The sequence below is a fragment of the Maritimibacter sp. UBA3975 genome (assembly GCF_002384975.1).
Lineage (GTDB): Bacteria > Pseudomonadota > Alphaproteobacteria > Rhodobacterales > Rhodobacteraceae > Maritimibacter.
Genome location: NZ_DGCP01000002.1, coordinates 435,243 through 448,062, shown reverse-complemented (window position 1 = coordinate 448,062; position 12,820 = coordinate 435,243). Strand labels below are relative to the sequence as shown.

Sequence of the window (12,820 nt, the reverse complement as noted above, 5' to 3'; positions counted from 1 at the left end):
AAGCCTGAGCCGCAGACTCACGCCTCTTCTTCGGTCCGAAAATACCTCGGGGAGGTCTGGAGGGGCAGCGCCCCTCCAGCGGGTCGACGCGGGCGCAAGCCCGCGGCGAAACTACTCCACCGGCGGACAGTCCCCGGCCATACAGGCCTCCATCGCCTCGAAATCGGCCTCCTTTGCGCGGGGGAAAACGTTGGGCGCACAGGCCCCAACGTCGAGATACAGCGCCGCGCCCCCGGCCTCCTGGCGCAGGAACATCAGCGCATCCTCGGAGGGTTCCGTCACCGCACACCACGGCCCGACACAGCCGATCACCACCACGATGTCGCGGTCGATCTGCGTCGTGAATCCGTCAGCCGTCAGAACCTCGCCCGACACATGCCCGCTGGTCAGCCATTCCTCGGGGGCGTTTTCGTCGTAATGCTCGGGCGCGCCCTCTCCGTCGAAGGTGAACGACCCGCGCACCGCGACATATCGCTTCTCGGACGCGTCCAGCGTCTCATAGGCCGTCACGGGGTCATAGCGCAGGCACGACAGCGCCGCCGCCGGCCCCGGCAGGACCAGCGCGGCCAGTGCCGCGCCTAAAGCTGCGCGCGAAAGCCGTCCATCACGGCGCGATAGATGGCGCGTTTGAACGGCACGATCCGGTCCACCATCTCGTCGGGGTCGATCCATGTCCATGTGCTGAACTCCGGGTGCTCGGTCGCGATGTCGATCTGGTCATCGCTCCCCTTGAAACGCATCAGGAACCACCGCTGTTCCTGCCCCCGGAACCTGCCTTTCCAGACCTTGCCGGAGGCCACGAGCTCGTCGGGCAGGTCATAGCGCAGGGTGTCGGGATGCTCCGCCTCGATCTCGACGAGGTCGGGGCCCACACCGGTCTCTTCCCACAATTCGCGAAGCGCCGCATCCCGCGCCGCCTCGCCCTTGTCGATCCCGCCCTGCGGCATCTGCCAGGCGGTCGCGTCCGTGCCCAGGTCCTTCGCGTCGATGCGCTGGCCGGCGAACACCTTGCCGTCCGCATTGGCCAGCACGACACCGACGCAGGGGCGATAGGGCAACGCCGCAATCTCCTCCGGCGTCATGCCCGGATCACTCCCGCCCGAAGGTGGACAGCCCGTGCAGCAGGTCCACCGCATAAGAAAGCTGGAAGTCCTCGTCACGCAGTTGCGCGGCTTCTTCGGCTTCTTCCCGCTCCTGTTCAATCTGGCGGATTTCATCCTCGCTCAAGCTGTCGTTGTTGAGCGAGCCGCGCAGGTCCGCCTCAGTGCGGGGCGGACGACCGTTGGTCTCCTCCTCGTCCTCTGCGGCCGTCGGGCTGGGCTGCGGTTGTTCGACCACGATGTCGGGCGAGACGCCCAGTGCCTGGATCGAGCGGCCCGAGGGGGTGTAATACCGCGCGGTGGTAAGACGCATCGCACCATCGCCCCGCAGCGGCATGACGGTCTGCACCGACCCCTTGCCGAAGGACTTGGTGCCCACGACCACACCCCGGTGATGGTCCTGCAACGCGCCAGCCACGATTTCCGAGGCCGAGGCCGAACCGCCGTTGATCAGCACGACGAGCGGCTTGCCCTCGGTGATGTCGCCCGGCTGGGCATTCACGCGATCGGACTCTTCCGGGTCACGGCCCCGGGTCGACACGATCTCGCCGCCTTCGAGGAAGGCATCCGACACCGCGATCGCCTGTTTCAACAAACCGCCGGGGTTGTTGCGCAGGTCGAGCACGACGCCCTCGACATTGTCGAGCCCGCCCATTTCCTCAACCACTTCCGAGAACCCTTCGGTCACGTTCGGATAGGTCTGGTCATTGAAAGTGGTGATCCGGATCACGACGGCCTCGCCCTGCTGGCGCACCGTGGCGGCGGTCAGCTTGATCGTGTCGCGGATGATCGAAATGTCGAACGGCTCATCCTCGCCTTCGCGCACGATGGTCACGATGATCTCGGACCCGATGGGGCCGCGCATCAGGTCGACCGCCTCGTCCAGCGTCAGACCCAGAAGGCTCTCACCATCCACATGGGTGATGAAGTCGCCGGCCAGAACGCCGGCCTGATCGGCGGGCGTGTCGTCCATCGGCGACACGACTTTCACGAACCCTTCTTCCTGCGTCACCTCGATCCCGAGACCACCGAAAGAGCCGCGCGTCTGCACCCGCATCGCGTCGGCATCTTCGGGCGGCAGGTAGGAACTGTGCGGATCGAGCGACGAGAGCATCCCGTTGATGGCGGCCTCGATCAGCTCCGATTCCTCGACCTCTTCGACGTATTGCGCGCGGATGCGTTCGAAAACATCCCCGAACAGATCGAGCTGCTGGTACACGGTCGTGGAGCGGCCCTCATCCTGTGCAAGCAGCGGACCGGCGACCTGCGTCGTCAGGACCGCCCCCGCCAGCGTGCCGCCGATGGCTGCCATCAGAAATTTCTTCATCTCGTCTGCTCTCTTTCGTGTCTTTGTGGGTCCGCGCGAGCGCGAGTCAGTCCCCGGATACAGCAAACCACTCCGCCGGGTCCACAGGCTCCCCCTCGTGACGCAGTTCCAGATACAACGTCTGGTTCGCTTCTGCGCCACTGGCGGGGTCGTTGGAAATCAAAAACGCTTGAGGGTCCGAAGGCGCAGCCCCGCCCATGAGGCCGATGGGCGCCCCTCTCGGCAGAACCTCGCCCACCTCGCCAAAAAGCTGCCCAAGGCCCGCAAACACCAACAGGTAATCCTCCCCCGGCTCCACGATGGCCACCTGGCCGTAGTCGAGAAGCGGGCCGAGATACCGAATGGTAGCGGGCCACGGAAGCGTGACGAGGGTGAGAGGACGGGTCGCGATCACCCAGCCGGGCCGGCGCACACCCGCCGCGTCCGCCTCATCCATACGCCGGATGATCCGGCCCAGAACGGGAAGCTCCAGCGTGCCCTGCGCATCCGTGAAATCCGGGTTGGCGATGGAGACGCTGGTGTCCTCGATGGTCGCCGACATCAACCCCGAGGCGAAACTTTCAAGCGTGTCGGCTGTGGCGATGAGGTTCTCCATCGCCTCCTGATCGGTCGTGAACCGGCGCGGCAGGTCGGTTCGGTTGGACACCGCCTGACTCAACTCCGTTCGCGCGCGCTGGGCGCCCGTCAGACCCGACTCCAGCGTATCGACAGCGGATTCCTGAAGCGCGCGAAGGAGGGCCACCTCCTGCAATGCCGCCCGCAGCCGCCTCGCCTCGGCACTCAGCGCAGGCGTCACCTCGGACAGGATCATGCCCGTGCGCGCCGTGCCCACGGGCCCTTGAGGATGAAGAAGAAGATGCGGCTCCGGTGCCGCCTCGATGGCCTGCAACACACCCAGAAGCTGCGCGAGCCGCTCGTTTTCCGCCCGGAACACCCCGTCGATGGCCGCCTCGCGCACCCGCGCCTGCCGCAGCCCCTCGCGCAGGGCCGCCAGCCCGGCCTCATAGGCCTGCACGGTCTGGGTCAACGCCGCGACCCGGTCCCCGGCCCCGTCGGCCGCATCCAGCGCACCGGACGCCTCTTCGAGCAGGGCCATCGCCTGACGGGCACTCTGCGTCGGGTCGGACTGCGCCCGGGCGGGACCGGCGACGGCCACGAACGCGGCGAAAAGAAGCGCGGCCCGTCTCACCGAACGATCAGGCTCTCGCCCGTCATTTCCGCGGGCTTCTCGATCTCCATGAGGTCGAGCAGACTGGGCGCGAGATCGGCGAGCCGCCCCGACCGGATCGTCGCCCCCTCCGGTCCGTTGAACAGCGCGACCGGCACCGGATTGGTCGTATGTGCCGTATGCGGGCCGCCCGTCTCCGGGTCGATCATCATCTCGCAATTGCCGTGGTCGGCGGTCACGATCATTGCCCCGCCTTCCTGCTTGAGGGCGATCATCGCCTCGATCACCTGCTCGTCCACCGCCTCGACGGCCGCGATGGCCGCCTCCAGATCGCCGGTATGGCCGACCATGTCGGGATTGGCGAAATTCACGACGATCAGGTCGTATTTCTCGTGAATGGCCTTCACCAGTTCCCGCCCGACCTCGGGCGCGCTCATCTCGGGCTGAAGGTCATAGGTCGCGACCTTGGGCGATTGCGCCATGTAGCGCACCTCGCCCTCCTCCGGGTCTTCCTTGCCGCCGTTAAGGAAGAAAGTGACATGGGGATATTTTTCGGTCTCGGCCAGCCGGAACTGCCGCTTGCCCTGCTGCGCGACCCAGGCGCCCAGCGTGTTCACGATATCCTCGCTCGGAAACACGGTGGTCATGTAGTCGTTGTGCGCCTTGGAATACTCGACCATGCCCAGAAGCGCGGCCAGCTTGGGCCGCGCACCCGCGTCGAACTCGGCAAATCCCGGCTCCCCGATGGCGCGCAGGATCTCGCGCGCCCGGTCGGCCCGGAAATTGACGAAAAACACGCCGTCCCCGTCATGGATGCCGGTATGGCCCTCGATCACGGTGGGCTGGATGAATTCGTCCGTTTCGCCCCGGTCATAACCCGCGGCAATCGCGGCATCGGCGCTGTCCGCCGTTTCGCCCATGCCCTTGACCACCGCGTCATAGGCGCGGCTCACCCGCTCCCACCGATTGTCGCGGTCCATCGCGAAATACCGGCCCGACACGCTCGCGACCTGCACACCTTCCGGCAGATTGTCCACGAAGCGGGCGACCTGTTCCCGCGCCGACTTGGGCGCCACGTCGCGTCCGTCGGTGATGACGTGCACGCAAACCGGCAGCCCCGCCTGCCGCAACGCCTGCGCCGCCGCGACGATGTGATCCTGATGGGCATGCACCCCACCGGGCGAGGTGAGCCCCACAAGATGCGCCGTCCCGCCCGAACCTTTCATGTCGTCGATGAACGCCATCAGCGCCGCATTCTGAAAGAACGACCGGTCCTCGATAGCCAGGTCGATCTGGCCCAGATCCATCGCCACCACGCGCCCGGCCCCGATGTTGGTATGCCCCACCTCGGAATTGCCCATCTGCCCGGCCGGCAGTCCTGCGTCATTGCCATGGGTGACGAGCGTCGCATTCGGACAGATCATCATCAGCTCGTCGAAGGCGGGCGTCTCGGCCTGGGCGACAGCATTGCCCGCGCTCTCCACACGCAGCCCCCAGCCATCGAGGATGCACAATACGATGGGTTTCGGGGTGGTCATGTCTGCCTCGCTCTTGCCTGTTTCCGTTCTAGGAGGTGACGGGCGCGAGAGCAATGCAGGAGGGCTTTCGTATGGGCTTGCGCCCTCCCGGGGTATTTCTGGACCAGAGAAGGGACACGTTCACCATCGATTAAGGTTAACGCGCTACCCTCGGGTCACGGTACAGGCTGAGGAGCCGATGGCCGTGACCGGAGAAGCCCCCTGCGCCCGGCGCAGGGGGTGGACCCCGCCCCCTGCTTCTCTGGTCCAAAAATACCTCGGGGGAGTCGCGCTTCAGCGCGACCGGGGCAGCGCCCCCTCAACCCCGCGCCTTCCGCCCTTCCGACAGAACGGCCTGCGCGTTTCGCAGGAAGTCCGCGTCGATATCGCCCCGCGCCGCGCGGATCCCCTCGAGATAGGCCTCGTTCTCGTGGATCGGCACCGCCGGGTCGTAATGCTCCGCCGCGATCAGCATGCCGGACCGATCCGCATCCGAGAACATCTCGACGATCCGCTCCGCCTGATCGCGCGAATAGCCCAGCGCCTCCACGGCTGACCGCCCCATCCGCAGGGACGAGTCGTAGGTCTCGCGGATGATGTCGCGGCACCCTGCCCACCACAGGTCATAGACATGTGGCCGGTCCACCGCGCGGGCGACGATGTGGACGTTAGGATAGTGCTTGGTGATGTAGGTCACGAGCTCGGTCACCTGGTCCTTGTCGTCAATGGCGACCACCAGCAGCCTCGCATGTTCGATCCCGGCGGCATGGAGCAGATCGGGCCGCGTCGCATCGCCATAATATGCCTGCACGTCGAACCGTTTGAGCATTTCCAGCTGTTTCGAGCTGAAGTCGATCACCGTCGGTGACAGCCCGGCCCCGCGCAGCATCCGCGCGACGATCCCGCCGACCCGCCCGTGGCCCGCGATGATGATGTCGCTCGACTCCTCGATCGCGTCCATCTCGCGCTCCTCCGCCTCGGCAAAGCGCGGCGCGACGACCCGGTCGTACAGGATGAACAGCACCGGCGTCAGCAGCATCGACAGCGCCACCACCAGCAGGAGCCGGTCCGCAAGGTCCCCGGGAATCACCGCGCTCGCCACGGTGAAAGACAGCAGAACGAAGCCGAACTCGCCCGCCTGTGCGAGCCCGAGCGAGAACAGCCACCGGTCCGCGCCGCCCACCTTGAAGACGAACGACAGCACATACAGCACCGCCATCTTGAGCAGGATCAGCCCAAGCGTCAGCTCGACGATTAGGGCGAAGTTGTCCAGCAACAGGGCGAAATTGATCCCCGCCCCCACCGTCATGAAGAACAGACCAAGAAGCAGACCCCGGAACGGGTCGATGTCGCTCTCCAACTCATGCCGGTATTCGCTGTTGGCCAGCACGACACCCGCGAGGAACGTGCCGAGCGCGGGCGACAGCCCGACGAGCGACATGAGGAGCGCGATGCCGATGACGAACATGAGCGCGGTCGCCACGAACAGCTCCCGCAGGTTCGCCGCAGCGATGAAGCGGAAGATCGGGCCGACGAGGTAGATGCCGGCGCCCACGACGAACGCGATGGCCCCCACCGTCACCAGCGCCACGCCCCAGCCCGGCAGACCGTCGACAAGGCTCATGCCACCGCCGTGGTCGCCCTCCGCCTCGGCCCCGTGCGCCATCGCATCGACCAGCTCGGGCATGGCGAGCAGCGGGATCAGCGCCAGCATGGGGATCACCGCGATGTCCTGAAACAGCAGCACCGAGAAGCTCGATTGACCGCCGTCCGACCGCATGAGTCCCTTCTCGCCCAGCGTTTGCAGCACGATGGCAGTGGACGACAGCGCCAGCACCAGACCGACGGCGAGGCTGACCGACCACGGCTGGCCGAACACCAGCGCGACCCCCATCACCGCGAGCGTCGTCAGGCCGACCTGCCCGCCGCCAAGGCCCAGAAGCCGTGCGCGCATCTCCCACAGCCGTTTCGGCTCAAGCTCCAGCCCGACGAGGAACAGCATCATGACGACACCGAACTCGGCGAAATGCTGGATCTGGATGATGTCGACATGCAGCCACGCCAGAACGGGGCTGATCACGATTCCGGCGATGAGATAGCCCAGCACCGACCCCAGCCCGAGGCGCGAGGCGATGGGCACAGCCACCACCCCCGCGATGAGAAACGTGAAGGCCAGAAGAAGAAAATCGGTCATGTCACGTCCCCATATGCGCGGTCCCGCCGTCAGCTTGGCGAAAAGGCCGGGGTTGTAAAGGACGCGCGCGACCATCGGTCCGTTGACAAGCCCTGCGAGAGGGCCAACACCTCTCCCATCCCAACCCGCGCGGTGTCCCGGTGAAACCCAAGATCCTGACCACCCTCCGCACCTATTCCCGGGCGCTGTTCCTCGGCGATCTCGTCGCCGGGGTCACGGTCGGGCTGGTCGCCGTGCCCCTCAGCCTCGCCATCGCCATCGCCTCGGGCGCGACTCCCGAACAGGGTCTGGTGACCGCCATCATCGGCGGCACGCTCGTCTCGCTTCTCGGGGGCAGCCGGGTGCAGATCGGCGGACCGACCGGGGCGTTCATCGTCGTGGTCTACGGCGTGATCGCGACGCACGGGATGGACGGGCTGATCCTGGCCACGCTCATGGCGGGCGTCATCCTGATCGCGGCGGGGCTGTTGCGGGCCGGAAACCTCGTGGCCCATGTGCCGGAGCCGGTCATCAACGGCTTCACGCTGGGCATCGCGGTCATCATCGCGACAAGCCAGCTTCCCGACCTCATGGGCCTGACGGTGGCCGAGATGCCTGCCGAATTCACCGGCAAACTCGCCGCGATGTGGGAGGCGCGCGGATCGCTCCGTTTCGCCCCGATCCTTGTCGGGCTCGTCACCGGCGGGCTCATCATCGCGCTGCGCCGCTGGCTTCCGCCCCGCGTGCCGGGCCTGATCGTCGCTGTTGCGCTGGGGTCCGCCCTCGCGGCCCTTCCCGGCCTTGGGGTGGACACGATCGCGTCCCGCTTCGGGGATCTGCCGCGCCACCTGCCCGCGCCGTCGCTGCCGGAGGTGAGCCTGGAACGTCTCCGCGACCTCCTCCCGTCCGCCCTCGTGATCGCGTTCCTGGCGGGGGTGGAATCGCTCCTGTCTGCCGTTGTGGCGGACCGGATGATCGGCGGGCACCACCGGCCGCGCGCCGAGGTCAGCGCACAGGGCGTGGCCAACATCGGCTCGGCCCTGATGGGCGGCCTTCCTGTCACCGGTGCGATTGCCCGCACCGCAACGAATGTGAAGGCCGGCGGGCGCACCCCTGTCGCGGGTGTCATCCACGCCGCGACGATCCTCGCCCTCATGCTGTTCGCCGCACCGCTCGCCGGTCACATGGCGCTGCCCGCGATGGCCGCGCTCCTCATCATCACCGCATGGAACATGGCGGAACCGGACAAATGGCACAGCTACCTGCGCGCGCCCGGTCCCGACCGCGTGCTGATCGTGCTCACCATGGCGCTGACCGTACTGGTGGATCTCACCGTGGCCATCGGGGTGGGCGTGGCGCTGGGCCTGCTGCTCAGGCGACGGGCACGCGGGCGCAGACCCGAAGACTGGACCCCGCGCGACCGCTAGACCCGGTGATAGGGCCCGCCCGCCAGAATCGTTGCCGCGCGGTAGAGCTGTTCGCTCAGCATCGCGCGGGCCAGCATGTGGGGCCAGACCATCTTGCCGAACGACAGCGTAGCATCGCAGCTCACCCGTAGGTCGGGGTCGAGCCCGTCGGCCCCGCCGATGAGGAACGCGACATCGCCGCGGCCCTGATCGCGCCATCCGGCGAGGCTGTCCCCGAACTCGGGCGAGGTCTGCACCCGCCCCCGCTCGTCCAGCGCCACGCGCACCGCCCCATCCGGCACGGCGCGCGACAAAAGGGCGGCCTCGGCAATCATGCCGCCACCCTTCTTGTCCTCGACTTCGTGGATGGTGAGCGGGCCAAGGCCCAGCGCGCGCCCGGTACGGTCGAACCGGGTGACATAGGTGTCGATCAGGTCGCGCTCGGGGCCGGCACGCAGCCGCCCCACAGCGACGATATGAACCCGCATCAGGCCTTGGCGGGGGCCGCAGCCTCGGGGGTCATCCACATCTTCTCAAGCTGATAGAAGTCGCGAACTTCCGGCCGGAAGACGTGAACGATCACGTCGCCCGTGTCGATCAGAACCCAGTCGCCCTGATCCTTGCCCTCGACCTTGCAGATCAAGCCCATCTCCTGCTTGAGACGGTCCGTCAGCTTCTCGGAAATCGCCGCGACCTGCCGGGTCGAACGGCCCGAGCAGATGACCATGGCGTCCGCCATAGCCGACTTGCCGCGCAGATCGATGGTCACGATCTCTTCGGCCTTGTCGTCTTCGAGCGATGAGAGAACGGTGTCGAGGATCGTCTCACTCGACGGGGTAACAGGCGGTCTGGTCATTCCGCCCAATCCCGCGGTCGGCACTTCGACCGCTTCTGGATGATAAGACAGGACATTGTCCTCCTTCGTTGCACGCCGCATGGGTCCCCGGCGCTGGGATACGTTGAAAGTATCATTCTTTTCCCGATTTTCAATTATCGCTTTCCCCTGCTTCGGCCACTTTTCGCGGATCGTTGAGATGGCGCACCTCCCGCTGCGGGAAGGGGATGGAGATGCCGTTCGCCTGAAACGCATCCCAAAGCGCGAGATAGACGTTGCCCCGGATGTTCGTCAGCCCCCCGGTCGGGTCGTCGATCCAGAACCGCAGGATGTAGTCGACCGAGGAATCGCCGAACCCCACGATATGGCAGACGGGCGGGCGGAAACTCAGCACCCGGTTCACGCTCTGCGCCGCGTCGATCGCCACCTTGCGCACCTTGTGAGGATCGTCGCCATAGGCGGTGCCGAAGAAGATATCGAGCCGCACGAAGGCGTTGGTATGGGACCAGTTCACCACCTGCCCGGTGATGAGATCCTCGTTCGGGATCAGGTATTCCTTGCCGTCCCGCGTCACGACGCTGACGTAACGCGCCCCCAGTTGCTCGATCCAGCCGAAGGTATCGCCCAGGCTGATGACGTCCCCCGGCTTGATCGACTTGTCGAGCAGGATAATGACCCCTGAGACGAGGTTCGACACCACCTTCTGCAAGCCGAAACCAAGACCCACGCCGATGGCACCCGACAGCACCGCGAGGCCGGTGAGGTCCACGCCCACCACCCTGAGCCCGATGAAGATCGCGGCGGCATAGAGCAGCATTTGCAGGAACTTGATGACCAGCACCTGCATCGACGGGCTGATGTCCGAGCTTTTCTTGATCCGCGCCGACGAATTGATCGAGATGAAGCGCGCTGCAAACAAAAGCGCGCCCAATATCGCGATGGCCTGAATGACCATCCAGACCGACAGCCGCATCTCGCCTGCATGAATCGCCATGCCGTCAAGCAGCGCGACCGTCTCTTCCTCGAGGTTCAGGATCGAGATCGTGACCCAGATCCACCCGGCAGTGCGCACAAGCCCCCGCAAAAAGGCGTTGGTGATGAACCGCGCGAGGATCGCGATGATGAGCCAGGCGAGCGCGAGTTGCGCGATGATCGCGAGCAGGTAGGAGCGTGAGGGCCACGTCACCTCCCGCATAATCCAGACGGTCGGCCAGACCAGCGCCACGAAGGTGATAAGCTTGATCCGCCGGTGCAGCATCACGCCAAAGCGCATCCGCCACTTGGGCCAGTTCTCGCGGCTGCGCAGCCAGCCGTGGTAGCGTGGCGCGACCAGCCGCGCGATCAGATAGGCCAACAGCACGATGAGGAGCGCGATCCCGACCTGATAGGCATTCCAGGGCCGGAGCAGCCCCTGCGCGAAGGTCGCGGCCTGCGAGAACAGGTCGAGCGCGACATCTTCGGGCGCGGGTGTCGGTGCGCCTGCCCCGACGGTTCCGGCTCCGGTGGTGGCATCCGCCCCGGATTGCGCCTCGGCGGTTCCCGGTCCGGTCGCGGTGTCGTGGCTGGCCATATCGCTCCTATCCTCTTGTCGAGGTTCGCAAATTCCGGGGCACCCGTCCAGTGACACGCGCGTGTCCCGTGACCTTACGTTTCCGGCGTGGCCCCCGCTTTTCCGGTTGCCCTGCGCCGCGCGCCAATCAACCCTGTGGTCAAGGGAGGATCACCATGACCGACAGCCAAGCTCAGATTGCCCGCGCCGGACGCGACACCATCGCGGACGCCCTGTCACGGGCGACGCGCCGGTTCGGTGACGCGACCGCGCTCCATTTCGCCGACCGGACATGGAGCTTTTCGGACCTCTACGACGCTGCCGGCCGGGTGGCCGCGCACCTCCTCGCCGCCGGGCTGTCGCCGGGCGACCGTGTCGCGGCCTATGGACGCAACTCCGATGCCTACCTCGTCCTCTACCTCGCCTGTTGCCGGGGCGGGTTCATACACGTTCCCATCAACTATGCGCTCGTGGGGCGCGAGCTTCGCTATATCCTCGATAATTCAGGCGCACAGGCGCTCTTCGTCGATCCCGCCCTGGCCGACCTTGCCGATGATGTGCTGTCGGCCATGCCGCCGCTAGCCCTGACCGGCACGCTCCACGGCGGCGCGAATGCGGACGTGCTCCGGCTCGCACAGGACAGCAGCATCGCCGTGCCCGCCGACCTTGGCGAAGCCATCGGCCCCGAAGACCTCGTCCAGCTTCTCTACACCTCCGGCACCACCGCCGCCCCCAAGGGCGCGATGATGAGCCACCGGGCCCTGCTGGCCGAATACACCTCCTGCATCGTCGAGCTTGGGTTCTCCTCGGCCGACCGCGCGCTCGCCGGTCTGCCGCTCTACCACTCCGCCCAGATGCACGTCTTCACGCTGCCCCAGTTCCTCGTCGGCGCGACCACATGGCTGATCGAAGCCCCCGCGCCCGACCTCTGCCTCGACCTGATCGAGCGGCACGCCATCACCTCCTTCTTCGCCCCACCGACGGTCTGGATCAGCCTCCTGCGCGCGCCCGCCTTCGACGAGCGCGACCTCACCAGCCTGCAATATGTCTATTACGGCGCGTCGATCATGCCGGTCCCGGTGTTGCAGGAACTGCGCGAACGTCTGCCCGGTGCCGCGCCCTACAATTGTTACGGGCAAAGCGAAATCGGCCCGCTCGCCACCGTGCTGCGCCCCGAGGAACACGCCGACCGCCCGGCCTCGGCAGGGCGTCCGATCTACAACGTCGAGACGCGGCTTGTGGACGAGGACATGCGCGACGTCGCCCCCGGCGAACAGGGCGAAATCGTCCACCGCTCGCCCCAGCTCCTCTCCGGCTACTGGGACAAGCCCGAGGCGACGGCGGAGGCCTTCGCGGGCGGCTGGTTCCACTCCGGCGACGTGGGCGTGAGGGACGAAGCGGGCTATATCACCATCGTCGACCGCACCAAGGACATCATCAAGACAGGCGGCACGATGGTCGCCTCCCGCGAGGTCGAGGAGGTGCTGTTCACCCATCCCGCCGTCCACGAGGTCGCGGTCATCGCCCTGCCGCACGAAAAGTGGGTCGAAGCGGTGACCGCGGTCATCGTTCTACGCGACGGAGCCGAGGTGACCGAGGCGGAATTGCACGATTTCGCCGCCGAAAACCTCGCCGGATTCAAGCTGCCCAAGGCCGTGGTGTTCACCGATGAACTGCCGCGCAACACGGCGGGCAAGATCCTCAAACGCGAACTACGCGAGGCGCACAAGACCCTGTTCGGCTGA

Annotated in this window: 11 protein-coding genes; 2 read left to right on the top strand and 9 right to left on the bottom strand. The window is 66.4% G+C overall.

All coding sequences use genetic code 11. The features are described 5' to 3' along the window. Positions 1 to 111 precede the first annotated feature (111 nt). The 6 genes from B2585_RS02460 to B2585_RS02435 all read right to left on the bottom strand — a co-directional run bounded on the left by B2585_RS02460 (position 112) and on the right by B2585_RS02435 (position 7,306). Entirely contained in the window at positions 112 to 510 is a 399-nt protein-coding gene (locus tag B2585_RS02460; protein ID WP_292019621.1) for a hypothetical protein, read from the bottom strand. 68 nt (positions 511 to 578) lie between these two features. Further along, complete coding sequence (locus tag B2585_RS02455) at positions 579 to 1,082, bottom strand: RNA pyrophosphohydrolase (protein ID WP_292019619.1); 504 nt, start codon at positions 1,080 to 1,082, stop codon at positions 579 to 581. A 7-nt stretch (positions 1,083 to 1,089) separates the two neighbouring features. Then, positions 1,090 to 2,427, bottom strand: a complete 1,338-nt coding sequence (locus B2585_RS02450) for a S41 family peptidase (protein WP_292019617.1) — start codon at positions 2,425 to 2,427, stop codon at positions 1,090 to 1,092. 46 nt (positions 2,428 to 2,473) lie between these two features. Beyond that, the gene (locus B2585_RS02445) at positions 2,474 to 3,616 is read right to left on the bottom strand and encodes a murein hydrolase activator EnvC family protein (protein WP_292019615.1); all 1,143 of its coding nucleotides are present in this window, start codon (positions 3,614 to 3,616) and stop codon (positions 2,474 to 2,476) included. After that, complete coding sequence (gpmI, locus tag B2585_RS02440) at positions 3,613 to 5,133, bottom strand: 2,3-bisphosphoglycerate-independent phosphoglycerate mutase (protein ID WP_292019613.1); 1,521 nt, start codon at positions 5,131 to 5,133, stop codon at positions 3,613 to 3,615. Before gpmI ends, B2585_RS02445 begins: the two co-directional genes overlap by 4 nt. Positions 5,134 to 5,431: 298 nt before the next feature. Beyond that, positions 5,432 to 7,306 (bottom strand): cation:proton antiporter, encoded by a 1,875-nt coding sequence (locus tag B2585_RS02435; RefSeq protein WP_292019611.1) that lies wholly within the window; start codon positions 7,304 to 7,306, stop codon positions 5,432 to 5,434. Positions 7,307 to 7,446: 140 nt separating this feature from the next. Here B2585_RS02435 and B2585_RS02430 point away from each other — a divergent pair, with 140 nt between their 5' ends. Next, entirely contained in the window at positions 7,447 to 8,712 is a 1,266-nt protein-coding gene (locus tag B2585_RS02430) for a SulP family inorganic anion transporter (RefSeq protein WP_292019609.1), read from the top strand. Here the strand turns inward: B2585_RS02430 and rlmH are convergent. Genes rlmH through B2585_RS02415 form a run of 3 tightly spaced genes read right to left on the bottom strand, consistent with a single transcriptional unit; the run spans position 8,709 to position 11,096 of the window. Beyond that, positions 8,709 to 9,179 carry a 23S rRNA (pseudouridine(1915)-N(3))-methyltransferase RlmH gene (gene rlmH, locus B2585_RS02425; protein ID WP_292019607.1) on the bottom strand — a complete coding sequence of 157 codons (471 nt, stop codon included), beginning with the start codon at positions 9,177 to 9,179 and terminating at the stop codon, positions 8,709 to 8,711. The genes B2585_RS02430 and rlmH overlap by 4 nt on opposite strands. Then, positions 9,179 to 9,628, bottom strand: a complete 450-nt coding sequence (rsfS, locus tag B2585_RS02420) for a ribosome silencing factor (RefSeq protein ID WP_292019605.1) — start codon at positions 9,626 to 9,628, stop codon at positions 9,179 to 9,181. The genes rlmH and rsfS overlap by 1 nt, the downstream gene beginning before the upstream one ends. A gap of 49 nt (positions 9,629 to 9,677) precedes the next feature. Further along, the gene (locus B2585_RS02415) at positions 9,678 to 11,096 is read right to left on the bottom strand and encodes a mechanosensitive ion channel family protein (RefSeq protein WP_292019603.1); all 1,419 of its coding nucleotides are present in this window, start codon (positions 11,094 to 11,096) and stop codon (positions 9,678 to 9,680) included. A 155-nt stretch (positions 11,097 to 11,251) separates the two neighbouring features. Here B2585_RS02415 and B2585_RS02410 point away from each other — a divergent pair, with 155 nt between their 5' ends. Continuing rightward, positions 11,252 to 12,820 (top strand): acyl-CoA synthetase, encoded by a 1,569-nt coding sequence (locus B2585_RS02410; RefSeq protein WP_292019600.1) that lies wholly within the window; start codon positions 11,252 to 11,254, stop codon positions 12,818 to 12,820.

Excerpts from the sequence above, each read along its gene's own strand:
- B2585_RS02435 (WP_292019611.1), bottom strand. The coding sequence starts at position 7,306 with ATGACCGATTTTCTTCTTCTGGCCTTCACGTTTCTCATCGCGGGGGTG.
- B2585_RS02455 (WP_292019619.1), bottom strand. The coding sequence starts at position 1,082 with ATGACGCCGGAGGAGATTGCGGCGTTGCCCTATCGCCCCTGCGTCGGT.
- B2585_RS02410 (WP_292019600.1), top strand. The coding sequence starts at position 11,252 with ATGACCGACAGCCAAGCTCAGATTGCCCGCGCCGGACGCGACACCATC.
- B2585_RS02450 (WP_292019617.1), bottom strand. The coding sequence starts at position 2,427 with ATGAAGAAATTTCTGATGGCAGCCATCGGCGGCACGCTGGCGGGGGCG.
- gpmI (WP_292019613.1), bottom strand. The coding sequence starts at position 5,133 with ATGACCACCCCGAAACCCATCGTATTGTGCATCCTCGATGGCTGGGGG.
- rlmH (WP_292019607.1), bottom strand. The coding sequence starts at position 9,179 with ATGCGGGTTCATATCGTCGCTGTGGGGCGGCTGCGTGCCGGCCCCGAG.
- B2585_RS02415 (WP_292019603.1), bottom strand. The coding sequence starts at position 11,096 with ATGGCCAGCCACGACACCGCGACCGGACCGGGAACCGCCGAGGCGCAA.
- rsfS (WP_292019605.1), bottom strand. The coding sequence starts at position 9,628 with ATGCGGCGTGCAACGAAGGAGGACAATGTCCTGTCTTATCATCCAGAA.